This is a genomic window from Burkholderia sp. BCC1644 (assembly GCF_902833225.1).
Taxonomy (GTDB): domain Bacteria; phylum Pseudomonadota; class Gammaproteobacteria; order Burkholderiales; family Burkholderiaceae; genus Burkholderia.
In genome coordinates, this window is sequence record NZ_CADFEI010000015.1 from 85926 (window position 1) to 110659 (window position 24734).

Below are 24734 nucleotides of genomic sequence, written 5' to 3' on the forward strand. Positions count from 1 at the left end.
CTCGGAAAAACCATTGCCGGAGCCAGGAATTTTCGATCAGGAGAACATAACATGTTGCAATCTGGAAAATTCCGCGTCCGTTTGCTACGCGTCGCGATGCTGATTGCGTGGAGCGTGTCGCTCACGATTTACCCGGTCACCGGAACGAGCAGCACCTCCAGTGGTAACGCAGACGATCCGATCGAGATCAGTTCCTCACTCCCGAAGGACCTCAACAATTCCGACGCGCCGCACGCAACCTTGCAACAGGCCGCCAATTTTGCCTGGAATCAGTTCATCGCACTGAATTGGCCCGCACTTGCCAAAGACACCAATAATCAAAAGCGGGATTATCCCGACACGAGCTTGCCGTTCGGCGACCCTCAGTACAAGGATCCTCTCGTCTGGCATACTTTTCGCGGGAAAGTTGAAATATTCCCAACCGACAATTCCACGGCCTTCGCAAAAGGAGCCGCCAACGATTACGGCTACGATGACAGGCCGAATTACAGTTACGGACAAGGGAATGTCGCCCCCTCCTCCGGACCGGCGCCCTGGATCAATCTCGACGAGAACAGCCAGATCGGCCTGAACAAGATTTATGCCGGCGTCGTGTCGAGCACACCGCTGGATAAAAACGCGCAAATTCTCTTTATGGCGAAGGCCAACAGAAACGAATACAAGTACATTACCGCAAACAAATGGTGGAACCCGCTGGCTCCGGACCCGAAATTGTCCGATCCGCCAGGCTCCACCCCGACCATATTCCAGGCGACCGCCGATTTCGTCAAAGCATACAAACGCGACCCGATAGCCGGCTCTACCAATTGCGACGGCAACCCCTCCAAGGCCAGGTGCATCAGCCTCCCGCTGGATTCCATTGAAATCAAGGCAGCATGGAGAAGGCTGACTCCTGACGAAATAAAATCCGGCCGCTTTTATACGACCCTTACCCGTCACTACGAAAGCGAAGACGACGGAAAGCACATCAAAGCTACCGATGAAGTCATGGGGCTGGTCGGACTGCACATCATCAGAAAAACAAAATCCGCCCCCTATTTCATTTATACGACCTTCGAGCAAGCCGACAACATAACGGACGCCGGCGGGAATCCGATCGAAGACGAGGACGGAAATTACAAGAGCGTGCTGAAGAACGTAACACCGATGACGCCGAATGTAATCTCCAACAACGCCACCGCAAGCACAACCCAAACATTCATGCGCCCGGGGAGTTACCCTGCCCAACCGAACAAACAGCTTTATTATCAAAACATAAAAGACACCAAGGATCACAGTTCCGGTCTGCTCGATGGCGGGATAATTCTCGTCAACAAGAGAATCAATGACATACCGGACGAGATAATAAATGCCAACAAGCAGGCTCACGACAAGATCCGGTCATATGCAGCAGCCAACAACTTCAAATCGCCGCCCGTCTGGCTGTACTACAAACTCATCAATGTTCAAAACACCCCTCTCGGGGAAAAGATTCCCGGAGTCGACAAATTTCCGCGATCGACCTACTACCAGGCCAACAGTGTTATCGAGACCGATTACAACCTTCAGCGATTCAGCGGAGAATTTGACGACTTCAGGAATAAAAAATTTACCATTTCCGATTTCACCAAAAGCGGAAACAACCTGACCAACGTTTCGCACAACGGGAACAGTCTCAACATGGGCGGCTGCATGGGTTGCCATGGCAATGCCCAGGCTGCCGGGTCCGGCTTCAGCTTCATCTTTCTTGACTCACCCGTGACCGCCCCGGAGTGGGACACCAAATCCCTGAACGACAGTAAATTCCGCCGTTTCATGAATTACCTGGCCCGCCCATGAAAGCTCGTTCATTTCAACCACGAACCGGGAGAATTTTTGCAAAGCATTCCGAACTCCGCCCGGTGGATGGAAAGGTAAATTGTCCATCCCGCACTCGAGGCAATCCGACAGACGATTTAATCACGACTTAAAGAGACCATCATGCCGAATACCATCAACATACTTGTTGCAGTAAATACGACCGGCGCAGTCAACGCAAACAACGGAGATATTCCGGGGAAAGGCGTGGGCGACTTCGTATATATGGCGGACGACTCCGACACCACATACCCGTCCGCCGAAAACTACAAAACCGAGGGTACCGACGAATTGCTCACGTACTGCGAAGACGGGGACACCCTCATTTGGCGCGTGTATTCAATCAATCAACAGCCGAGCATTTCCATTACAGGAATTACCGGGGACGTGTACGCCACGTTCAATGAATTCAAGCCTCAAGCGATACCCGGGCATGACGGCCAATGGTGGTCCGCAGTTATTCATGGGACAGGAACAAGCGTTCAATATTCCGTCAAGCTATCGATCGGCGGCGTGCCTGTCTCGTTTGATCCGCATATCACATCGGTAGAACCTGAATACGCCAAGCGCTAGGTGGGCAAAACGGGGCAACCGACCGGCATCGGGCGCAAACACATGCTTGTCCCGGCCCGTTGCCTCCCAGCTTGCGACCGCGGTGTCGAACAGCGGCGAGATGGCGTCGTGTCGTGAGGACGATTGCCGCGCAAGCGCCCCGTTACCCTCGGCGCGCGGCAGTCTGCCGGCTCGTCACCGGGCCGCGGACGCCCGACCCCGCGTTGCGCGCCGCCACGTGCTCGAACAGCGCGTCGAGATCGAACCCCGTCGTATCGATGCCGATCGTATCGCGCAGGCACGCGCCCCACTCGGTCGCGCTGTCGAACGTGACGGAGCGCCCCGCGCCCGCCGCGTCGCGCAGCGTCAGCGTGGTGTTGCGCAGCGCAGCGCGGCCCTCCGGCAGCACGCGGCACGCGATCAGGTCGTTCACGAAGATCGATTCGGGGTACGTCGACGTGAACCAGTTCGCGGCGTCGTAATCGATCCACTCGACCGGTTTCAGCGAGAAACGGTAGGTCGTCTGCCAGCCGTCGGGGATCTCGAACTGCATGTCGAATTCGCCGTCGACCGGCGCGTCGACCACGCGAAACGCGCCGTGCGGCGTCGGTTGCCGCTCGCCCGGCACGAAGCGCAGCGGCGCGGTCAGCGTCGCGCTGCCGAAGCCGATGTCCGCGAGCCAGACCGCGCCGTCGAGATCGATGCGCAGCACCATGTGCGTCTGCGCGGTGACGATCTCGGGCGGCATCATCCAGCGCACGCGCGCGATCAGCGGCGTCACGCGAAAACCGATCGCCGTGAGCGCGGTATGGAACAGCTTGTTGAGTTCGAAGCAGTAGCCGCCGCGGCGGTGCCCGATCACCTTGTCGACGATCGCGGGCAGGTCGAGCGCGACGCGCGCGCCGGTCAGCGGATTGAGGTTTTCGAACGGAATCGCCTGCGGATGCAGCACATGCAGCCGGCGCAGCACGTCCAGCGTCGGCTCGGCCGGGCCGTCGTAGCCGATGCGGGAGAAATAGCGCGAGAGGTCGAACGAGTCAGTCATGAACCGGCACCGATAAAAGGGACACGCCACGATAGCATCGCGCGAAATCCCCATGTTGTGCGGGGCGATTATCCGTCGTCGCGCGATGCCGGCACCGCATCGCGCACCCGCACGACGTTACGGCAGCAGCTTCAGCGCGGACGATGCGACCGACGGCACCGAAATGCCCTGGCTCGTCGCGAACTGCACGGCCTGGCTGAGTGTCGCCGCGAGCGACTGCAACTGGCCCGGCGCGCTTTGCGCGATATACGACGCGGCCTGCATGTTCTGCGGATTCAGGCCCGACTGCAGCAGCGACGCCGCGCTCGTCGAACCAAGATTGCCGAGCCCCGACTGCAACTGCGAATACTGCGTGAGGCCCTGCCCGAGCGACGCGAGGCCGTTGCTGAATGCCTGCTTGTCGACCGGGCCGTGCGTTGCACCGCCGCTCGCGAACGCCTGGCCGAGCGCCTGCGACACCGACTGCTGCGCGCCGCCCATCTGCGACAGCGCGGCCGGCGTCAGCGCATTGCCGCCGGACAGCTGGCTCGCGGCCTGCTGTGCCTGCCCGGCCGCACCGGTCAGCCCCATCGCCGATGCGAGCGACGACTGACCGGTCAGCACCTGCTGGTTCGCGCCGACATAGGCCTGCAGCAACTGCGCGACCCCGCCGCCCTGCGCGGGGGCCGCCTGCTGTTGCTGACCGCCGCCGAGCAGCGATGCGCCGAGCGACTGCAAGTCGAGCTGCGCGTGCGCGGCGCTACTGATCAGGATGCCGAACGCGATGCCTGCCGAGGCCAGGTGACGGCCCGTCGCGCGAATGTGCTTCATGTGCTTTCCTCGTGCCCGAATGATTGAGGCCGATATTGTCGAAGCGCGTCGCGCGGTGCCGCAACGACTGAAACACATCGAAACGAAATCACGGCGCGCGGCCGCTTGCAATTCCGCGACCGGCAGACGTCGTCACGTGGATTCGTCCACGTTTGCCGTGCGATGTCACGCGTGTACCGGCATTCGTTCCCCAGTTGCGTCAATGCAGGCGACGTCCGGCTTTTTATGCGCAGCGCAGCAAAGCGCATCGCCGCAAGGCGTCATGTTCGAAGATCGAAGCAAAACGGGCAGCTCGCGCCGCCCGTTTCATCATCCGGCTACCGGCCGTCGGCCGGCCGCGACGTTACGCGGCCATCCACGCCGGCCGCCGCTGGCCGACCCAGTCGGCCGCCTGCTCGTAGCCGCGCGCGAGCTGCAGCACCGCGAGATCGGCACGCGGGCGCCCGATCAGCTGCATCCCCATCGGCAACCCTGCATCGTTGAAGCCGACCGGCACGTTGATCACCGGGCAGCCGGCCAGCGTCCACGGCACGACCGTTTCCATCCAGCGGTGGTAGGTATCCATCGTGCGCCCCGCAATCTCCTTCGGCCAGCGCTGGTCGACGTCGAACGGGAACACCTGCGCAGTCGGCGCGGCGATGAAGTCGTAGCGGTCGAAGAAGCTCAGCACGGCCTGATGCCACGCGGTGCGCTCGACGCTCGCGTCGAACACCGCCGCGCCCTGCATCGCGAGCAGCCCTTCGACTTCGTAGATCGCCTCGGGCTTCAGCAGCGCGCGGCGCACCGGGTCGCGATAGTGCGCGAGCAGCCCGCCGCCGGACAGCAGGTGCCGGTGCGCGAGCCACAGGCGCCAGATGCGGTCGGGGGCGAACGCCGGCAATGCGGCATCGACGTCGCAGCCGATCTCGCGCAGCGTCGCGAGCCCCTGCTCGCACTGCGCGAGCACGCCGGCCTCGGTCGCGAGATAGCCGTTCCAGTCACCGACCCACGCAACGCGCTTGCCGCGCAGGTCCGCGTCGAGCGGCTGCGCGAACACGGCCGGATCTTCCGCGAGCGACAGCGGATCGTTCGCGTCGTAGCCGGCCTGGATCGCGAGCAACTGCGCGACGTCGCCGACGGTACGGCCCATCGGCCCTTCGATGCCGAGCTGCTGCACGAACACGTCGACGCCCGGCCAGCGCGGCACGCGGCCCTGCGACGGACGGAAGCCGTAGATGTTGCAGAACGCGGCCGGGTTGCGCAGCGAGCCGCCGAAGTCGCTGCCGTCCGCGACCGGCAGCATCCGCGCGGCGAGCGCCGCCGCCGTGCCGCCGCTGCTGCCGCCCGCGCTCTTCGTCAGGTCATACGGATTGCGCGTCGCGCCATAGACCTCGTTGAACGTGTGCGAGCCGAGCCCGAACTCGGGCGTGTTGGTCTTGCCGATGAAAATCGCGCCGGCCGCGCGCATCCGCGCGACGCCGACGGAATCGGCCTGCGGCACGTTCTCGCGGAAAATCGGCGAGCCGTAAGTCGTCCGCAGCCCCTTCGTCATCGCCAGATCCTTCGGCGCCTGCGGCATCCCGTGCATCCAGCCGTGGTACTCGCCGCGCGCCAGTGCGGCGTCCTTTTCCGCGGCTTCGGCGAGCAGCGCATCGCGGTCGCGCAGCGCGACGATCGCGTTGACCGCACCGTTTACGCGCTCGACGTGGTCGAGATACGCACGCATCGTCTCGACGCACGACACCGCCTTGCTGCGGATCGCCGTGGCGAGCTCGCCGGCCGACAGGCGCACGATCGGATCGACGGAAATGGAAGCGGGAGCGAGTAGCTGCGGGGCGCCGTGCGGCATGCGGGGTCTCCTGGAATCGGAATGGAATGGCGGGCCGCGTGGCGGCGGCGGGCGCTCCCGGACCGGCCGGGAGAGGCCGCCGCCGCGGCCGATGCTCTACTCTACGCGACGCCGGATCGGCGACCTCCGATATTTTCCGTCGCGATTCATTGCGGATCCGACTAAATCGGGGCGATGCTCGTCGAGCCGCCCACGCCATCCCGGCCGATGAAATCGTTTATGCGCATAAACTTAAATTTCTTATATTTCTAATAGGCGCGTCATGCGGCGGCGCACGTTAACGACATTTTTACGCGGCCGCCCGATCTCTTTAGATTGCCCGCTCCGGCCGCGCGCTACGCTGGAAGCATCTCGTTCCCAGGACACCGTTCATGCTCAAGTTGCTGGTTCCGGTCGGCCACTCGCCGCGTTCGCTCCAGGCCGTTCGCCACGCGACATTCCTGTATCGCGAGCGCTGCGCGTCGGAAATCGTGCTGATCAACGTCCAGGCGCCGCTCGAATCGACGCGGCTCGAGGCCTATCACCCGCTGTCGCGGCTGCGCTCGATCGAGGAGAAGTTCGCGTCCGACGATCTGGCGATGGCGGAGCGGATCCTGCGGGAGGCCGGTGTCAAATACACCGTCGTGATGAAGGTCGGCCCGGTGGCCGACACGATCGCCACCGCCGCAGCCGAGACCGGGTGCGACGAGATCGTCGTGGTCGCGCCGCGGCACGATCCGCTGCATGCGCTGATGTCGGTATTTCGCCGCAGCGTGATGGGCCGGCTGGTGCGCATTTCGAATGTGCCGGTGACTGCCGTGCAATGACGCGCGTCAGGCACGGCCGCGCAACTGAAGCCGGCCGCCTGACCGGCCCGAGGGCTTGCACTCGCGGCCGTCGAACGAGCGACGCGGTACGTGTGCGCATCGTGCCTCGCGCGCGTACCCGCCATCAGGCCGCGCTCAGTCGATGACCTTGCGCCAGAACACGAAATAGGCAGCCGCCGAAGACGCCACCAGGAGAATGGCCCACATCGGAGCGAGACTGATCAGCACGGAAGAGACGTTCAACATTTGGATTCCTCACTATTTCGACAGCGATGTTCAACATGCACCTGCTTGCCGGAACCGATGCATTCACCTGCCATCGCGCTCCGTCAAATCATGCATTCATGCTATAGCCTTGAGCGTTCGCGCGACCGTCTCCTCCCGCCCGTACCCTGACATTCGTCAAACTCGCGCGCATCATCGCCGTGCCGGGTTCCGACGAAAAATCGGGACAGGATCACCCCGCCCGCCATCGTTTTCAGCAGACGTTTACCGGGGGAAGCCCCAAGTGCTTCGTCGAACGTGTCCCGTTACGCTTGAGCGACGAGGAGACGAATCATGAGACGAGCCGTACATATCGCTGTTTTCGCGCTGCTGGCCTATCTCATCGGCGATCGCGCCATCCTGCATGCGCAAGGCCGCGACGCCAGCCCGCTCGCGTGCGAGCAAGGCGCTGCGCAGGTCAAGGCCGACGCGCTCGGCCGTGGTTTCGGCGACGCCGCCGCCGGCAGCCAGAGCGAGGCCTTCATGTCGGGCTGCCTGGTGACCGGGCGAGGCAACCAGGATGTGGCGATGGCGAACCGGTGACGCACATCCGGTGACGCGCCGACCGCGTTCACGTCGAAACGGCCGAACGCAAGCCGCGAGCGATCGCGTCAATTGCCGCTGTTGACCGTCATTTTCCCGATCGGCATCGCGACGGACGTCGCGGTCCGGACACCGTTCACGCTGAACGTCTGCTCGCGGTCCGCATCGTTGGCGGGAAGACGCATCGACAACTGCGCCATCAGGCCGTCTTTTCCGTACTGACCAAACCAGTCGATCAACCGGCCGATGTAGCACGTGCCGCCGACATGAACCGGCATGTCGCCGACGATCTCGTACGAATAGTGACCGGGGCCATCGTTCGAATACGCGTCGCGGTCATCGCCCTGCACCGACCGCGGAATCGGGCATAGCGGCTTGCCGGCACCCGCCTCGCGCGCCCGGCTGTCGCTCACGTCGTACAGCGCCTGTTCGAGCGCCGCATGCAGTGCGCCGTCAAGCATCGTTGAACCCGTCTTGCCTTCGTTGTGCTGCGCGATCGGCACCGACAGGCGATAGCGCTAATGCACGGTCGGCATCGGCACCTCGTCGAGCCACGGCGCATCGGATTTCCGCTACAGTGGCTTGCCCGGCCTTCGACCTCCGGCCGCCATGTCGAGACTCCGCTTCATCTACAACGACAGCCAATCAAAAGATGAGCCATCCGAACACCGAACTGATCCAGCGTTTCTACACGGCTTTCCAGCAGCGCGACATCGACGCGATGCTCGCCTGCTATGCCGACGACATCGTCTTCAGCGATCCCGCGTTTGGCGAACTGCATGGCGACCTCGCACGCGACATGTGGCGCATGCTCGTCGCGCGGGCGCAGGAATTTTCGCTGACGTTCGGCGACGTCGCCGCGGACGAGCAGACCGGCGGCGCGGAGTGGATCGCGCACTACCGGTTCACCGCGACCGGCCGGATGGTGGTCAACCGGATCGACGCGCGGTTCCGGTTTCGCGATGGCCGCATCGTCGAGCATCGCGACAGTTTCGACCTGTGGCGCTGGGCGCGTCAGGCGCTCGGGCTGAAAGGCACGCTGCTCGGCTGGACACCGTTCATGCAACGCGCAATCCGCGCTCAGGCGCGGAAAAATCTCGACGCGTATCGGGCGAAGCGGAAATAAGTCACGCGCCGCTATGGCTTCATCGTCGCGTTGATCAGGTCGTGCGCCATGTCCGGCAACACGCCGTCCGGGTTCTTGAGGCCGTTCTGGCGATACCAGCTCTCATCGGCTTCGGGATGCGGACCGGCGAGCCCGACGCGCCCCTTGCCGTAACGGTACGTCGCGACTGCGATATCGCGGTTCGGGTACGTCGCCAGTACGACCCCGCCGGAGCCGGCCGGCACGGCCGGGAGCATCGCGCCGTCCTGATAGTAGATCCAGCGTTTCTTCCCGCGCCATACGACCGGCGTGACCGTGTCGGCGATGCCGTGCAGCGTCGAGCCCGGCCGGTCGACTTCGGAGTCGATGTCGCCGTCGACCAGCCGGAAACCCTGTTCGCCCGCCAGGTACGCGCCCATGCAGAGCCCCAGGTAACGCCCGCCGTTCGCTACGTAATGCCGCACGGCCTTGATCGCATTTTTCCCGATGCTGGCTGCCGCGCCGGGAACGTCCTGCCCGCCGCCTGGCTGCACATATAACGCCGCACCGGCCAGCACCGCGGGCGTGATCTTGAGCTTTTCCGCCGGGCCGACGTAGATCACCCGGAAGTTGTAGTCCGATTCCCGCAGGCGGCTGGCGATCGCCTCGGGGCAGCCATCGCACGCGGCGGGGCCGCGATAGACCAGCGCGACGGGCCGGCTGGCCTCACGACGCGTTTCGTCGCCGGTCGTCGCCGCATGAGCGACCGACGACGCGACGAGCGACATCGCCAGGAAAATCGAATCTCTGGATCGCATGTTCTTGATCACCGGCGTAAGAAGGATCGCAGCCGCCGGGGACGAATCGACGGACACACGCCAATTTCCACCCCGCACTTTTGAAGCCTGATCGCCAGCTGCGCGACAGGAAGCGTAGACGCGCGAAAGCGCCGCGTGTGTACCGTTTCCTGCGTGCTTGTGCAGAAATGTGCGGCATCGGCAACCTGATCCAACCCCGCAAGCCGCCCACCGTGCCACGCCAGACAAGGCCGCCTCCGCCATGCAGCCGTGATTCCCGACCCTTCGCGCACCAACTCTTATATAAGACATAAGACATTTGACGTTCCAGACCATTGAGATTAGAATCCCGCTCAAAGCAGTGCCTGGAATAGCCCCGGAGTGCCGGCAAGGCCTTCCCCTCAAACGCAATATCAGCAGGTCTCCCCATGCTTGAAAACTTTCGTGCTCACGTGGCCGCCCGCGCCGCGCTCGGTATTCCTCCCCTGCCGCTGACGGCTCAGCAGACCGCCGAACTGGTCGAATTGCTGATCAACCCGCCGGCCGGCGAAGAGCAGACGCTCGTCGACCTGATCACCCATCGCGTACCCGCAGGCGTCGACGAAGCCGCCCGCGTGAAGGCCGGCTTCCTGGCCGCCGTGGCCAAGGGCGAGACCGCCTGCTCGCTGATTTCGCGCGCACGCGCCACCGAGCTGCTCGGCACGATGCTCGGCGGCTACAACATCCAGCCGCTGATCGAGCTGCTGTCCGACGAAGCGGTCGCTGCCGTCGCGGCCGACGCGCTGAAGAAAACCCTGCTGATGTTCGACCAGTTCCATGACGTGAAGGAACTCGCCGACAAGGGCAACGCGCACGCGCAGGCCGTGCTGCAGAGCTGGGCCGATGCCGAATGGTTCACGAGCCGCCCGGAAGTGCCGCAAAGCCTGACCATCACCGTCTTCAAGGTGACGGGCGAAACCAACACCGACGACCTGTCGCCGGCGCCGGACGCCACCACCCGCCCGGACATCCCGATGCACGCGCTGGCGATGCTGAAGAACGCACGCCCGGGCATCACGCCGGAAGAAGACGGCAAGCGCGGCCCGGTCAAGTTCATCGAATCGCTGAAGGAAAAGGGGCACCTGGTCGCCTACGTGGGCGACGTGGTCGGCACCGGCTCCTCGCGCAAGTCGGCCACCAACTCGGTGCTGTGGTTCACCGGCGAAGACATCCCGTTCGTGCCGAACAAGCGCTTCGGCGGCGTGTGCCTCGGCAGCAAGATCGCCCCGATCTTCTACAACACGATGGAAGACGCAGGCGCGCTGCCGATCGAGCTCGACGTATCGCAGATGGAAATGGGTGACGTGGTCGAACTGCGCCCGTACGAAGGCAAGGCGCTGAAGGACGGCAACGTGATCGCCGAATTCCAGGTCAAGTCCGACGTGCTGTTCGACGAAGTGCGCGCCGGCGGCCGCATTCCGCTGATCATCGGCCGCGGCCTGACCGCGAAGGCCCGTGAAGCGCTCGGCCTCGCGCCGTCGACGCTGTTCCGCCTGCCGCACCAGCCGGCCGACAGCGGCAAGGGCTTCTCGCTCGCGCAGAAGATGGTCGGCCGCGCCTGCGGTCTGCCGGAAGGCCAGGGCGTGCGCCCGGGCACGTACTGCGAACCGAAGATGACCTCGGTCGGCTCGCAGGACACCACGGGCCCGATGACCCGCGACGAACTGAAGGATCTCGCCTGCCTCGGCTTCTCGGCCGACCTCGTGATGCAGTCGTTCTGCCACACCGCCGCGTATCCGAAGCCGGTCGACGTGAAGACGCACCAGACGCTGCCGAACTTCATCAGCACGCGCGGCGGCATCGCGCTGCGCCCGGGCGACGGCGTGATCCACTCGTGGCTGAACCGCATGCTGCTGCCCGACACCGTCGGCACCGGCGGCGATTCGCACACGCGCTTCCCGATCGGCATCAGCTTCCCGGCAGGTTCGGGCCTGGTCGCGTTCGCGGCCGCCACCGGCACGATGCCGCTGGACATGCCGGAATCGGTGCTGGTCCGCTTCAAGGGCAAGATGCAGCCGGGCGTCACGCTGCGCGACCTCGTCAACGCGATCCCGCTGTACGCGATCAAGCAAGGGATGCTGACGGTCGCCAAGCAAGGCAAGAAGAACATCTTCTCGGGCCGCATTCTCGAAATCGAAGGCCTGCCCGACCTGAAGGTCGAGCAAGCGTTCGAGCTGTCGGATGCGTCCGCCGAACGTTCGGCCGCCGGTTGCTCGGTGCACCTGAACAAGGAACCGATCATCGAATACCTGAACAGCAACATCACGCTGCTGAAGTGGATGATCGCGCAGGGCTACCAGGATCCGCGCAGCCTGCAGCGCCGTATCGCGGCAATGGAGCAGTGGCTGGCCGACCCGCAACTGCTGTCGCCGGATGCCGACGCCGAGTACGCGGCCGTCATCGAGATCGACCTCGCCGACATCCACGAGCCGATCGTCGCATGCCCGAACGACCCGGACGACGTGAAGACGCTGTCCGAAGTCGCTGGCGCAAAGATCGACGAAGTGTTCATCGGTTCGTGCATGACCAACATCGGTCACTTCCGTGCCGCGTCGAAGCTGCTGGAAGGCAAGCGCGACATCCCGGTCAAGCTGTGGGTCGCGCCGCCGACCAAGATGGACCAGAAGCAGCTGACGGAAGAAGGCCACTACGGCGTGTTCGGCACGGCCGGTGCGCGTACCGAAATGCCGGGCTGCTCGCTGTGCATGGGTAACCAGGCTCAGGTGCGCGAAGGCGCGACGGTCATGTCGACGTCGACCCGCAACTTCCCGAACCGTCTCGGCAAGAACACGAACGTGTATCTCGGTTCGGCGGAACTGGCGGCCATCTGCTCGCGTCTGGGCAAGATCCCGACCAAGGAAGAGTACATGGCCGACATGGGCGTGCTCACCGCGAACGGCGACAAGATCTACAAGTACATGAACTTCGACCAGATCGAAGACTTCAAGGAAGTGGCCGACACCGTGCAGATGTAAGCACGCAGTCGGGTTGCGGCGGGTGGTAACCGCCGCAGCGCCGCGCAATGGCGCCGCAGGCTGAAAGGCCGCGGCGCCATTTTTTCATGCGTCTCCGGCACCCGGCTCTCGCCGGATCACCAGTTCGTTGAAGCCGGTACCCGCGTCGGGTTCGCGCGAGAAACGATGCGCGGGAAGCAGCGCCAGCAGGATTTCGGCGGTCGTACGCACCACGCAACCGCTCGCGACATGGCCGCCCCACACGCGGCCGTGCGCGTCGGAAACGGACATGTGCAGGTGCGCGCCGTCCGGCGATACCGAACCGGCCAGCGTCAGGATTTCGAGGTCGCCGCGCAGTTCGGTCGGCTGGTCGACGCCGGCGAAGCGCAACTGCGCGACGCTCAGGCTGCCGATGCCCTGGATCACGAAGGCCGCATGCGCGCCGTGCGGGCGCAACGCTTCCTCGATCGACCGGCGCAGATCGTCGCCGGGGGAAAGACGCAGGGGATGGGCTTGCATGGTCGAGAACCCGCTGGTGAGCCGTGATGTCGACAAAGCGTACGTTCGACTCGTGAATCCGGCAAGTCACCTGCCCTTGCGGTCATGCGCGCCCTGCCGCCTCACCCGCGCCGATCGCTCGCCAGCAACCCGTACAACGCGCTGTCCGACACTTCGTCGCCGACGATCCAGCGTTCGCGCAACAGCCCTTCCCGAACGAAACCGAGCCGTTCGAGCAGCCGTGCCGACGCGACGTTGCGCGGATCGATATCGGCTTCGAGCCGGTTCAGGCACAACGTATCGAACGCATGCTCGATCACGGCCGACGCCGCTTCGCGCATGTATCCGCCATTCCAGAATGTGCGCCGCAGGCTGAACCCGATCTCGGCACGCCGGCATTGCTCGTTCGCATGGAACAGCACGCATTCGCCCAGCACGTCACCGGTTTCCGGCAGTTCAAGCACGCACACGAAATCCTGCCCGCTCGCCGACGTCCGCAGGTTGCGCTCGACGCGTTCGATCGCCTGTTCGACGTGCGTCATCGGCGAGAACGAGAAATAACGCATTGCCTCGGCGTCCGACCACAGATCGAACAGCGCATGCGCATCGGATTCGCGCGGCGGACGAAGGACGAGACGCGGCGTATCGAGCGTGACGGTGTCGAACATCGGCATGGCAGTGGCGGCGGTCGGAAATAAATGATCGGAGGATTAGACCATGCAAACCGCCGAAAGCGAAAAAGGCCCGGACAAGGTCCGGGCCTTTTTCGCTTCACCTCAACCGTTGCGGCCGGCCGGGCTTAGGCCTCCAGCGCTTCCAGCACCTTCCCCTTCGTCTCGATCCCGACGAAGTGCACGGTCACCGCCGCGATCAGCGGCACGATGCCGATCAGGTAGAACGCCGGCGCGAGGTTGCCGCCGATGATCGCATGCGGCACGACCATCGGCGCGACGAACGACGCGATCTTCAGCCATGCGCTGCCGAGCCCGCAGCCCGACGCGCGGATGCTCGTCGGATACTGCTCCGGCGTGTAGACGTACGCGGTGATGAACCCCGACGCCATCAACCCGAGCGACAGCGAACAGAAAATCGCGACGACATACACCGACGATGCGTGATACACCCCCGCGAACGCCAGCGACAGCGCACACAGCACGAACGACCATACGATCACCGGCTTGCGGCCGAGCTTGTCGACCAGCAGCGCGGACGCCAGCGATCCGAACACGCCCATTACCGAGCCGATCACCGCGAGGTTCAGCGCGAGCTGCAGCGGCGCGTGATAGAAATTCTTGTAGATCGTCGGCAGCCAGGTCGACAGCCCGTACTGGATGAACCCGCAGGTCGCCCACAACGTCGCCACCGCGAGCGTGCGCTTGCGATACGCGGCGCTGAACAGGTCGCTCATCTTGCGCTTCGGATGCTGGCGCACCATGTCGTCGAACGCAGCCACCTGCGTGACGGGCGGCAGTTCGCCGCGCACCGACGCCTCGAACACGCCGACGGCACGCCCCGCTTCCGGGAGCCGCCCGCGCGAGGCGAGCCAGCGCGGCGATTCCGGCACGAGGTGCGTAAGCACGAACGACAGGATCAGCGGCAGCCCGCCGACGAAGTACATGATTTCCCAGCCGAAGCGCGGCACGAGCCACGCGCCGAGCGCCATCGACACGAGCAGGCCGATCGGGAACACGATCTCGTACAGCAGCACGAAACGGCCGCGGCCATGCGCGCGCGTGATCTCGTTGATGTACGTCGCGGCGACCGGCAGCTCGCCGCCGAGCCCGAGCCCCTGCAGGATCCGCAGCAGCACGAACACTTCGAAGGTCGGCGCGAAGCCGCACGCGATGCTCGTGATGCCGATCACGGCCGAGCTCCACGCGATCGCCTTCACGCGGCCGTGCTTCTCCGCGAGCGCGGGAAACAGGAAAGCGCCGATCAGCTGGCCGATCGCGCCGGACGCGATCAGCATGCCGATCTGCGTCGGCGACAGCCCCCACTTGTGGATCAGCAACGGCAGCGTCGCCGCGATCGTGATCACGTCGAAGCCGTCGAAGAACGTCGCGGTGCCGATCAGCACGCGCGCACGGATCTGCATCGAGTTGGCCGGAAGCCGCTCGAGCCGCGCGATGATCGCGCCGGGCGTGGAGGCGGCAGCTTCCATCGTGGCGCGGCCGGCCACGACGTTGTCGAAAGTGCTCATGCGGGGTGTCTCCTGGTCTTTCGCCGGTCAGGCAAGCGCTTTGGTCGTGTCTGCCAGGGCTTCCGTATCCACTGCCCGGCCCTGGTTCATCCACTTGCGCGCGAGCTTCAGCTCACGTGCGTTGTTCACGGCGATGACACCTCTCACATGCCCGTCGCCCACAAAAAACAGCGTCGCACGGCGCGCGGCGAGCTCGCCGCGCACGACGAGCTGCGCATCGGCCGGCAGATCGCCGAGGATCTGCAGGTTCACGTCGTACTGATCGGACCAGAACCACGGAATCTCCGCGTACGGTGCGCGCACGCCGAGCACGGCCTTCGCCGCCGCGATCGCCTGGTTCTGCGCGTTGGCCCACGATTCGAGCCGCACGCGCCGCTTCAGCCAGCCGTTGTGATGGTTCGCGACGTCGCCGCACGCGAAGATCGCCGGGTCGCTGGTCGCGCCGAATTCGTCGACGACGATGCCGTCGTCGACCGCCAGCCCCGCATCGCTCGCGAGCGACGCGTTCAGCGCGAGGCCGATGCCGGCCACCGCGAAATCGGCGTCGATCGTGGTGCCGTCGGCGAGCGTCGCGCGAACCTTCGATGTGTCGTCGGGCTGCGCATCGAGCGACGCGAGCGCCGCGCCCGTGCGCACGTCGACGCCGTTCGAGCGGTGCAGGTCAAGCAGGAAATCCGATACGATCTGCGGCACCGAGCGGCCGCACAGCCGCGGCGCGCCTTCGACCACGACCGCGTCGACGCCGAGCTTGCGCGCGGTCGCCGCGACTTCCAGGCCGATCCAGCCGCCGCCGATCACGAGCACGCGCTGGCTCGCACGCAGCTTCTCGCCGAGCGCGGCCGCTTCGTCGAGCGTGCGCAGGTAGTGCAGGTTCGGCGTCTTGACGATCGCATCGGGCAGGCGGCGCGACGTGCCGCCGGTCGCGATCACGAGCCGGTCGTATTCGATCTCGCGGCCGCTTTCGGTTTTCACGACGCGGCGCGCACGGTCGATCGATGCGGCGCGCTCCGGCTGCCATGCTTCGACGTTCAACGCGTCGAATTCGTCGGGACGCACGACGCGCACGGTTTCGATGTCGACGTCGCCGGCCAGCACGGCCTTCGACAGCGGCGGACGCTCGTACGGCAGATGCGGCTCGTCGGCGATCATCACGAGACGGCCCGCGTAACCTTCCGCGCGCAGCGTCTTCAGCACCCAGCCGGCGGCCTGGCCGCCGCCGATCACGACGACCGTACCGGGCGCGGGCTGCGCCTGTGTATTCTCATCGCTCACGATTTGCGCTCCGTCATGAACTTGCCTTCCGGCGCCTTCGCGTCCTTCTGCCGGCGCGTGTTGCCGTCGAGGCCACCATCGACGGCCCACTCGGCGAACACGGTCGGGCCCGGCTCGAATTCGCGCGGCTGCCACTCGGGCGTCAGCATGTCCTCGTCCGCGTAGTACTCGATCAGGCCGCCGGCCGGGTTCTGGAAGTACCAGAAGTACGCGGACGACACCGGGTGGCGACCCGGCCCGAGTTGCGTTTCCCAGCCGCAGCGGTCGATGTGCATGCCGCCGCCGAACACTTCGTGGATGTCGCGCACGGTGAACGCAACGTGGTTCAGGCCGCGCTTGGCCGTAGGCAGCGCGAGCAGGAACAGGTCATGGTGGCCGCCGTGCGGCGCGCAACGCATGAACGCGCCGCGGCCCGGGTAACGATCCGACGTCTCGAAGCCGAGCAGCTCGTGATAGAACTTTTCCTGCGCGTCGAGGCAGTTCGTAAAGAACACCACATGCCCGACCTCGACCGGCTCCGCGCGCGCATAGATCGGGCTCGGCTGGTCGACGCGCAGCGTCTGGCCCCACACGTTCGACGGCGAGCCCGTGATGTCGAGTTCGCGCTTGCGCGTGACTTCGATGCGGATCGCCATCCCGTTCGGGTCGATGCAGCCGACCGCATCGTCCTGTGCGTAATAACCGGGCTGACCCGCGAGCTTCGTACGCAGCGCGTCGAGTTCGGCTTGCGTCGCGACGCCCCACGTGACTTCCCGCAGCGTCGGGCCGGCTTCGAATGCAGGCGGCAGCGCCGGATCGTCGGCCTTGACGGCCAGCACGGTGCAGCCGTTCAGCGTCTCGAAACGCGCGCGCGTATCGTCATGCGCGACTTCCTTCATCCCCCAGTCGGCGAAAAAGCGCCGGCAGGTCGCGAGATCGTCGACGCCGTACGTGATCTGCTCGATTCCCAAAATGCTCATTGCGTTTTTCCCCTTCGCTCAGTTCGCCCACGGCAGCGGCGCGTCGTTCAAGCCCCAGTAGAGGCTCTTCTGCTGCATGTACTCGCGGATGCCGAGACGGCCCTTCTCGCGGCCCATCCCGCTCTCCTTCCAGCCCGAGAACGGCGTGGAAATCGAAAACAGCTTGTACGTGTTGATCCACACGGTGCCCGTCTCCAGCGCGCGCGCGATGCGCCATGCGCGCTTGTAGTCGCGCGTCCAGATGCCGGCCGCCAGGCCGAACACGCTGTCGTTCGCCTGCGCGATCAGCGACGCTTCGTCGTCGAACGGCATCGCGACGAGCACGGGCCCGAAGATTTCCTCCTGGCAGATGCGTGCGCTGTTCGGCAAGCCTTCGAGAATCGTCGGCTGATAGAAGAAGCCGTTCTCGCGCCCGTCGCCCGACGGCCGCTCGCCGCCGCACAGCAGGCGGCCGCCTTCCTCGAGACCGAGCGCGACGTAACGCTCGACCGATTCGCGATGCTTCGCGGTGATCAGCGGGCCCATCTGCGTGTCGGGCCGCGTCGGGTCGCCCACGCGCAGCTTGCGGGCGCCGGCCACCAGGCGCTTCATGAATTCGTCGTACACCGCGCGCTGCACGAACAGCCGCGAACCGGCGATGCACGCTTCGCCCGACGAGCTGAAGATGCCGTACAGCACGCCGTTGACCGCGTGATCGAGATCGGCGTCGTCGCACACGATGGTCGGCGACTTGCCGCCCAGTTCGAGCGACACGGGCATCAGCTTCTCGGCGGCGATGCGCGCGATGCCGCGGCCCACTTCGGTGCCGCCCGTGAACGACACCTTCTTCACCAGCGGATGACGCACGAGCACGTCGCCGATCACCGAGCCCTTGCCAGGCAGCACGCTCAGCACGCCCTTCGGCACGCCGGCTTCCTCGCAGATGCGCGCCAGCGCGAGCGACACGAGCGGCGTGACTTCGGCCGGCTTGAGCACGACCGCGTTGCCGCCGGCGAGCGCCGGCGCGAGCTTCTGCGCGTCGGACGCGATCGGCGAATTCCACGGCGTGATCGCCGCGATCACGCCGATCGGCTCGTACACGCTCATCGTCAGGTAATCGCCGCGCGACGGCGTCAGTTCCTCGTCGAGCGTTTCGAGGCACGCCGCGAAATAGCGGAACGTGTTCGCGGCGCTCGCCACCAGCACGCGCGTCTCGGCGATCGGCTTGCCGTTGTCGCGACGCTGCAGGTTCGCGAGCGCTTCGTGGCGCTGCATGATCAGATCCGCGATGCGGTACAGCACCTGCGCGCGCTGGTGCGGCTTCAGCCCGGCCCAGTCGGCGCGGCGCCACGCGGCGTCGGCGGCCTCGACGGCTTCGGCCGCGTCTTCCGCGTTCGCCGTCGACACTTCCATGTTCAGCGACTGGTCGGCCGGATAGATGCTCGCGTAAGGCGCGCCACGGCCGCGCCGCCACTCGCCGCCGATCAGGATATTGCCGTCGGGTACGAGGCTCGTATCGAAAGGAGTCATGTCACAAGTCCCACAAATCTGTCTCTGCACGTCCACCCTCGCCATGGCGCGGGCGGACGGTCCAAGGCCCGGTCAGATCACGCAGCGGGCCGCGCGGTTGCGCAACGCGCGGATCGCGCTGTACGCCGTCAACGCGGACGTCTTCGGGTTGTCGGGTAGCGGCTTGCCGCTCATTTCAAGCGACATCTCGCCGAATGCGCCGCGCGCGGTGATGCGGTGCACGTTGCGCTCGACCGCCGGATCGGCGATCAGGCGCACGTGCGTCGCGTCGAGGCCGAGGCCGGCGAGCGCCACGGTGGCCGCGACGTTCGCGTTCTTCGGATACAGCCGCGCGGCGTCGCGCGCGGTGCCTTCGAAGATCACCTTTTCCTCGGTCATCGCGCGCAGGTCGCACAGTGCCTCGGCCGGCGTACCGAGCCAGCCCAGCGGCGGCTTGCGGCCGACGTACAGCACTTCGTCGAGGCCGCCCTGCTTCGCGGACGCCAGCGCGTCGATCCCGCCGATCGCGCCGGACAGCAGCGTCACCGTCGCGCCGCCCTCGTCGGCCGCCTGCGACAGCACCTCGAGCAGCGCGAGGTCGGACAGCGCGCCGATCGATGCGACCGCGCAGTCGGTGCCGGCCTTCAGCAGCGGCACGACGTGATCGACAAGCGCGCTGTGGCCCGCGCATTCGAGCGCGAACTCCGGGCGGCGGGCCAGTGCGTCGACCGACGACACGACCTCCACCGCGCCGCCGAGCACGCCCTGCACCGCCGCGCGCTGGTGTTCCGGCACGATCACGTGCGCGACACGCAGCGACGCATCGTGCTCGACCGCGTGGTACACGGCCGCGCCGATCGCACCGAAGCCGATCATCGCGACGTCGACGGGTGCGTGGACGTTACGCATACTGGCGCTCCGTCGGCGCTTCCTTCTTCACCGGCGGGCCCGCGAACTGCGATGCGAACGAGCCGACCGACAGCATGTCGACTTCGACCATCACCGGCCCTTCCTTCGCCATCCCTTCGCGCACGATCGCCTCGGCGTCGTCGAGCGACGTGATCCGGTAGTGCGTGAGGCCGAAGCTCGCGCAGAATTGCGCGAAATCGGGCTGGTGCAGCTGCACGAAGCAGCGGCGGCCGCCGTAGTGCGCGTCCTGGATGTTGCGGATCACGCCGTAGCACTGGTCGTTCATCAGCACGATCATCACGTTCGCGTTTTCCTGCACGGCCGTGACGAGCTCGCCGACGTTGACCATCAGGCCGCCGTCGCCGACCAGGCAGACCGTCTTCGCCGCGGCGCCCGCGAGCGCCGCGCCGATGCCCATCTGGATGCCCTGGCCGATGCCGCCGCCGAGCGCATGCACGCCCGAGCGCGGCTCGAAGATCTGCAGCAGGCGGTTGCCCCACGTGCTGTTCGAGATCGTCACGTCACGCACCCAGTTGTAGTCGCGGCCGACGGCGCCCTGCAGCGTGTCGACGAGCTGCTTGTACGGCCCGAGGCCCTTCGACACGTCGGCCACCGCCTGCTCGCGGGCCGCCGCGAGATCGGCCGCAAATTGCGGATCGACCGACAGGCGGCCTTCGAGGCGGTCGGCCAGTTCGGCCAGCACGCGCTTCGAATCGCCGTGCACGAACAGTTCGTTGCGATAGCCGCGGTTGTCGGCCAGCGCCTCGGCATCGACGCGGAACAGCGGCTGCGGCAGCGCGAGCTTGTACTTCAGCGTCTCGTTGCCGCGCAGGCGCGAACCGACGACGACGAGCGCATCGCAGGTCTTGTAGAACGCTTCGACGGACGCGTGCACGTTGAACGCGCCGAGCGTCGCCGGATGATCCTCGGGCAGCACGCCGCGGCCCTGCACGCTCGTCACGACGCCGAAACCGAGCTTCACGAGGCGTTCGACTTCCTCGCGAGCATGGCGCGCGCCGCCGCCGAGCCACAGCAGCGGGCGGCGCTTCGCCACGAGTGCATCGGCGAGCTTCGCGACGCGCGCGGAGTCGTGCTCGCGCACCGTGATGTGCGCCGGCGCGAGGTCTTCCGGCCATTCGATTTCAGCCGCCTGGATGTCGATCGGAATCTCGACCGAAACCGGGCCCGTCGGCGCCGTCTGCGCGATGCGCACGGCTTCGCGGATCGTCGGCAGCACGGTTTCGACCGTACGCACGCGGAACGCGGCCTTCGAGATCGAGTCGAGCATCGACAGCTGGTCGGGGGCTTCGTGGATGTAGGCCAGGTCCTGGTCGAGGTAAGGCGTCTCGATCTGCCCCGTCACGTGCAGCAGCGCGGTGCCGGCCGTCAGTGCCTCGACCATCGCGCCGGCCGCGTTGCCGGCCGCCGTGCCCGTGCTCGTGAACGCGACACCGAGGCCGCCCGACACGCGGGCCAGGCCGTCGGCCATGTTCAACGCGCCGGCTTCACCGCGCGCGCCGACATACCGGATGTTCCCGCGCGAGTTGATCGCGTCGAGGATCGGCATGTTGTGGATCGAGATGACACCGAATGCGGTTTTCACGCCGCACTGCTCGAGAAAGGCGGCAATCAGCTCGCCAACCGTGGTTTTTTTAGACATGGCGTGCAAAGCCTCCAGAAACGTCGATATGGCTGCCCGTCGTGTACGACGACAGATGCGTTGCGAGATAAAAGAGTGCCCAGGCGGCCTCGTCAGGCTTGCCGAAGCGGCTCAGCGGAATGTTCTTCTTGCGGGCGAGCGCGCCCGTCCAGTCTTCCCAGCTTTCGCCGGGCTGCGCCTGCGTGTCGTAACGACGGCGCCACTGCCCCGACTCGACGATGCCGATCAGGATCGAGTTCACGCGGATGCGCTGCGGCGCCAGTTCGGTCGCGAGCGACTTCACGAGGCTGAGCACGCCCGCTCGCGCCGACGACGTCGCGACCATGTGCGGCTCGGGCTGCAGCGCGAGCAGCGAGTTCACGCACGTGATGGTCGGCGCCTGCGCGTCGCGCAGCAGCGGCAGGAACGCACGCGTCGGGCGGATGATGCTGAAGTACTTCAGTTCGAGTTCTTCGCGCCATGCATCGTCGGTCGTGTCGGCGAAGGTCGACACGCGACCCTGGCCGGCGTTGTTGACCAGCATGTCGGCGCGGCCGAAACGCGCGGATACCTCCTGCGCGAATGCGGTCACGTCGGCTTCGTCGAGCACGTTGCAGCGCGCGGCGAACAGTTGCGCGCCCGGGTATTTTTCGACGAGCAGCGCTTGCGCGCGTGCGAGACGGCCGTCGTCGCGGCCGCAAATCGCGACCGACGCGCCTGCCTGCAGGAACCGTTCGGCAGTCGCGAGGCCGATGCCGGACGAACCGCCCGTCACCACCGCCACCTGCCCGGTCAGATCGATCTGGATCATGTCAATCCTCGCCGGGCCGCCCCAAGAGGATTGACCGCCCCCTTGGGGGGCAGCGTGCGAAGCATGCGTGGGGGTCTCATTTCAATCCTAATGCTTTCAGAAACGTGTGCTCGTCGTCCGAGCGGTAATTGAGCCGCCGCGACAGTTCCGCCGCCGCGCGCTGCACCTTGTCGATCAGCCCGTCCGCGATCAGCGCCGCGTCGATCTCCGGACGCGGCACCGTCACCGTGATGCACGCGACGATCTTTTGCGTCTCGTTGCGCACCGGCGCCGTCACCACCGAAATACCGCGCTCGAACGACGAATTGCTGACGCCGTAGCCGCGCAGCGCATCCTCGCGGATCATTTCGTACAACGCGTCGATCGTTTCCGGCGTCGCGCTCGTCATCCGGTTCAGCGCGCCCTCCGGATACAGCGCCTGCAGCTCCTTCAGCGACAGGTCGCCCATCAGCACGTGGCCGTGGGTCGTCGCATGCGCGGGCAAGCGCGTGCCGACGTTCACACGGATCGAGCTGAACACCGGCGACTGGCTCTGCGCCTTCGCGACGAACACCACGTCGCGGCCGTCGCGGATCACGATGTGCGTCGTGAAGCCGGTCGCATCGCGCAGGCTTTCGATCACCGGCAGGCCGAGATCGGTCAGCTCCAGCGAGCTCAGGTATTCGAAACCGAGCCGCAGCACGGCGATGCCGAGCTTGTAGTTGCGATCCTTGTCCGCGCGCTCGAGGAAGCCGAGCGATTCGAGCGTCTGCAGCAGACGGAACACCGTCGTGCGCGGAATGCCGAGCCGCTTCGACAGTTCGGGCGCGCCGAGCACCGGCTCGCGCGGCGAGAATTCGGCGAGAATCCGCAACCCGCGTTCGAGGCCGGGCACCACATAGTTCGCGTCGGACTTCGTGTTCTCGGGTTCGGGTCGTTGCAGCGGTTCGCTCATGCCAGCCCCCGCTGTTGGTCGCATTGACGACAGAAACCGTCGATCAACGCGGAATAGACGGCCGGCGCTTCCACGTAGCCGGCATGACCGGCTTGCGGAATCACCTGCAGCGCAACGTGCGCGGCCGCGGCGATCCGCTCGCATGCGGCCGGTGGCGTGATCGCGTCGTTCGCACCGACGGCCACGGCCGTGCGGCCGCGATAGCCGGCGAGATCGGTTGCGAGATCGGCGTTCGCGAGCAGATGCGTGGCCTGCGCGTAGCCGGCCGGCACGATGCGCGCCATGTTCCAGCGCACCCACGCCCTGGCATCCTCGTTCGCGAAACCGGACAGCATGTTGCCGCTGCGCTGCTCAGCGAGCCCGGCCGGGCCGAGTTCCGCGAGCATCGCGAGCCGCGCGTCGCGGCGCGATTCGCGCGTTTCGGCCGGTGCGCTGCCGTAGCCGCCCGCGGGCGACACGAGCAGCAGGCCGGCGATCCGCGCGGGCATCACGCGGGCGAGACCGCCCGCGATGATCGCGCCGAGCGAATGGCCGACCAGCACGCAACGATCGATGCCGAGTGCCTCGAGCCACGCGTTCAGCGATGCCGCGTAATCGGCGGCAGCCGGCGACGCGCCGTGCACGGGCGTCGACACGCCGTAACCGGGTGCGTCCCACGCGAGCACGCGGCGCGACGCGCCAAGCGTGTCGAGCTGGCGGACCCACGATGCGGCGCCCGAGCCGATCCCGTGCAGCAGCACGACGGGCAGCGCGCGGCCCGCATGCTGCGCGCCGGCCTCGCCTGCGCCAGCTTCACGGTAGCCGATCGTGCCCGCCGCGCCGGCTGCGCAACGCTGCTCGGGAAACTGCCCGAGCAGCGCGGCGAACGCCGCGGTGCGGTCGCGTTCACGTTTGTCGATGACACTCATTGCTTCACCGGCTCCGTCTCAACGCTTGATCTTCGCGAGCGGCGAATCGGGCGGATACGTCGGCGTGACGGGCTTCGGCGAACCGAGCATCACGCACATCAGCGCATCTTCCTCGCCGATGTTGATTTCCGTGCGATACACGCCCGGCGGCACCGAGATCAGGTCGCGCTCGCCGAGGATCGCTTCCCACGTCTCGCCGTCGCGCTCGCAGATCACCTTCATCTTGCCGCGCAGCACGAAGAAGATTTCCTCGACGTCCATGTGGATGTGGCTCGGGCCGATGTTGCCGGCCGGAATGACCATCGTCGAGAACGTGAAGCCGCCGGCCGGCACCGTGTTGACGTCCTTCGCGACGCCCGTGCCGCCCGTGCCGACGTAGCGCATCTGCGCACGGCGGTACTTCGGGTCGTAGTCGGCCTGGAACTTCAGCGCGTCCCAGTCGTAGCGCCGCGTCGCGTAGCGCGCGACGCGCCCTTCCATCCAGTCGTCGAAGCTTGCGCCTTCCGGCTGGTCCCACGACTTGCGTTCGAGATCGGCGTCCGCCATCGTCCTCTCCTT

Annotated in this window: 23 protein-coding genes; 6 read left to right on the plus strand and 17 right to left on the minus strand. The window is 65.9% G+C overall.

Features of this window, described 5'->3' with window-relative positions:
* The first annotated feature begins 51 nt into the window (after window positions 1–51).
* Both HWX87_RS26855 and HWX87_RS26860 read left to right on the plus strand, forming a co-directional pair.
* Complete coding sequence (locus HWX87_RS26855; RefSeq protein WP_176050109.1) at window positions 52–1818, plus strand: hypothetical protein; 1767 nt, start codon at window positions 52–54, stop codon at window positions 1816–1818.
* A 141-nt stretch (window positions 1819–1959) separates the two neighbouring features.
* A complete protein-coding gene (locus HWX87_RS26860) occupies window positions 1960–2409 on the plus strand; it encodes a hypothetical protein (protein WP_176050110.1) in 450 nt (149 codons plus the stop codon).
* 142 nt (window positions 2410–2551) lie between these two features.
* Here HWX87_RS26860 and HWX87_RS26865 read toward each other — a convergent pair whose 3' ends face one another.
* The 3 genes from HWX87_RS26865 to HWX87_RS26875 all read right to left on the minus strand — a co-directional run bounded on the left by HWX87_RS26865 (window position 2552) and on the right by HWX87_RS26875 (window position 6071).
* Entirely contained in the window at window positions 2552–3433 is an 882-nt protein-coding gene (locus tag HWX87_RS26865) for an arylamine N-acetyltransferase (protein ID WP_176050111.1), read from the minus strand.
* A 117-nt stretch (window positions 3434–3550) separates the two neighbouring features.
* Window positions 3551–4243: a hypothetical protein gene (locus HWX87_RS26870; RefSeq protein ID WP_176050112.1), complete on the minus strand. Its 693-nt coding sequence runs from the start codon at window positions 4241–4243 to the stop codon at window positions 3551–3553.
* Window positions 4244–4586: 343 nt separating this feature from the next.
* On the minus strand, window positions 4587–6071 hold the full coding sequence (locus HWX87_RS26875; protein WP_176050113.1) for an amidase: 1485 nt from the start codon (window positions 6069–6071) through the stop codon (window positions 4587–4589).
* A gap of 371 nt (window positions 6072–6442) precedes the next feature.
* Between HWX87_RS26875 and HWX87_RS26880 the strand changes: the two genes are divergently transcribed.
* On the plus strand, window positions 6443–6877 hold the full coding sequence (locus tag HWX87_RS26880; protein ID WP_176050114.1) for a universal stress protein: 435 nt from the start codon (window positions 6443–6445) through the stop codon (window positions 6875–6877).
* Between the two features lie 558 nt (window positions 6878–7435).
* A complete protein-coding gene (locus tag HWX87_RS26885; RefSeq protein WP_176050115.1) occupies window positions 7436–7684 on the plus strand; it encodes an adhesin in 249 nt (82 codons plus the stop codon).
* A gap of 68 nt (window positions 7685–7752) precedes the next feature.
* On the opposite strand, the gene HWX87_RS26890 is transcribed toward HWX87_RS26885, so the two are convergent.
* Window positions 7753–8145: a hypothetical protein gene (locus tag HWX87_RS26890; RefSeq protein ID WP_176050116.1), complete on the minus strand. Its 393-nt coding sequence runs from the start codon at window positions 8143–8145 to the stop codon at window positions 7753–7755.
* A 191-nt stretch (window positions 8146–8336) separates the two neighbouring features.
* On the opposite strand from HWX87_RS26890, the gene HWX87_RS26895 reads away from it, so the two are divergent.
* Entirely contained in the window at window positions 8337–8810 is a 474-nt protein-coding gene (locus tag HWX87_RS26895; RefSeq protein WP_176050117.1) for a nuclear transport factor 2 family protein, read from the plus strand.
* A gap of 11 nt (window positions 8811–8821) precedes the next feature.
* Here the strand turns inward: HWX87_RS26895 and HWX87_RS26900 are convergent, their stop codons facing one another.
* Window positions 8822–9586: a BPL-N domain-containing protein gene (locus HWX87_RS26900; RefSeq protein ID WP_176050118.1), complete on the minus strand. Its 765-nt coding sequence runs from the start codon at window positions 9584–9586 to the stop codon at window positions 8822–8824.
* A 407-nt stretch (window positions 9587–9993) separates the two neighbouring features.
* Between HWX87_RS26900 and acnB the strand changes: the two genes are divergently transcribed.
* Window positions 9994–12579, plus strand: coding sequence for a bifunctional aconitate hydratase 2/2-methylisocitrate dehydratase (gene acnB / locus HWX87_RS26905; protein ID WP_176050119.1), 2586 nt, complete (start codon window positions 9994–9996; stop codon window positions 12577–12579).
* Between the two features lie 84 nt (window positions 12580–12663).
* On the opposite strand, the gene HWX87_RS26910 is transcribed toward acnB, so the two are convergent.
* The 12 genes from HWX87_RS26910 to HWX87_RS26965 form a co-directional block, all read right to left on the minus strand.
* Window positions 12664–13077, minus strand: coding sequence for a PPC domain-containing DNA-binding protein (locus tag HWX87_RS26910; protein ID WP_176050120.1), 414 nt, complete (start codon window positions 13075–13077; stop codon window positions 12664–12666).
* A 101-nt stretch (window positions 13078–13178) separates the two neighbouring features.
* On the minus strand, window positions 13179–13730 hold the full coding sequence (locus HWX87_RS26915) for a GNAT family N-acetyltransferase (protein ID WP_176050121.1): 552 nt from the start codon (window positions 13728–13730) through the stop codon (window positions 13179–13181).
* Window positions 13731–13855: 125 nt separating this feature from the next.
* Window positions 13856–15256, minus strand: coding sequence for an MFS transporter (locus tag HWX87_RS26920; RefSeq protein ID WP_176050122.1), 1401 nt, complete (start codon window positions 15254–15256; stop codon window positions 13856–13858).
* A gap of 27 nt (window positions 15257–15283) precedes the next feature.
* Window positions 15284–16528: an FAD-dependent oxidoreductase gene (locus tag HWX87_RS26925; RefSeq protein ID WP_176050123.1), complete on the minus strand. Its 1245-nt coding sequence runs from the start codon at window positions 16526–16528 to the stop codon at window positions 15284–15286.
* Window positions 16525–17487, minus strand: a complete 963-nt coding sequence (locus tag HWX87_RS26930) for a VOC family protein (protein WP_176050124.1) — start codon at window positions 17485–17487, stop codon at window positions 16525–16527. The genes HWX87_RS26925 and HWX87_RS26930 overlap by 4 nt, the downstream gene beginning before the upstream one ends.
* 18 nt (window positions 17488–17505) lie before the next feature.
* On the minus strand, window positions 17506–18996 hold the full coding sequence (locus tag HWX87_RS26935; protein WP_176050125.1) for an aldehyde dehydrogenase: 1491 nt from the start codon (window positions 18994–18996) through the stop codon (window positions 17506–17508).
* A gap of 72 nt (window positions 18997–19068) precedes the next feature.
* Window positions 19069–19884: an aspartate dehydrogenase gene (locus HWX87_RS26940; protein ID WP_176050126.1), complete on the minus strand. Its 816-nt coding sequence runs from the start codon at window positions 19882–19884 to the stop codon at window positions 19069–19071.
* On the minus strand, window positions 19877–21544 hold the full coding sequence (locus tag HWX87_RS26945) for a thiamine pyrophosphate-binding protein (RefSeq protein ID WP_176050127.1): 1668 nt from the start codon (window positions 21542–21544) through the stop codon (window positions 19877–19879). Before HWX87_RS26945 ends, HWX87_RS26940 begins: the two co-directional genes overlap by 8 nt.
* The gene (locus tag HWX87_RS26950) at window positions 21537–22334 is read right to left on the minus strand and encodes an SDR family oxidoreductase (protein ID WP_176050128.1); all 798 of its coding nucleotides are present in this window, start codon (window positions 22332–22334) and stop codon (window positions 21537–21539) included. Before HWX87_RS26950 ends, HWX87_RS26945 begins: the two co-directional genes overlap by 8 nt.
* Before the next feature lie 76 nt (window positions 22335–22410).
* Window positions 22411–23268 carry an IclR family transcriptional regulator gene (locus HWX87_RS26955; protein ID WP_176050129.1) on the minus strand — a complete coding sequence of 286 codons (858 nt, stop codon included), beginning with the start codon at window positions 23266–23268 and terminating at the stop codon, window positions 22411–22413.
* Window positions 23265–24176: an alpha/beta fold hydrolase gene (locus HWX87_RS26960; protein ID WP_176050130.1), complete on the minus strand. Its 912-nt coding sequence runs from the start codon at window positions 24174–24176 to the stop codon at window positions 23265–23267. Before HWX87_RS26960 ends, HWX87_RS26955 begins: the two co-directional genes overlap by 4 nt.
* 18 nt (window positions 24177–24194) lie before the next feature.
* Window positions 24195–24722: a cupin domain-containing protein gene (locus HWX87_RS26965; RefSeq protein ID WP_175047367.1), complete on the minus strand. Its 528-nt coding sequence runs from the start codon at window positions 24720–24722 to the stop codon at window positions 24195–24197.
* Window positions 24723–24734: the final 12 nt, after the last annotated feature.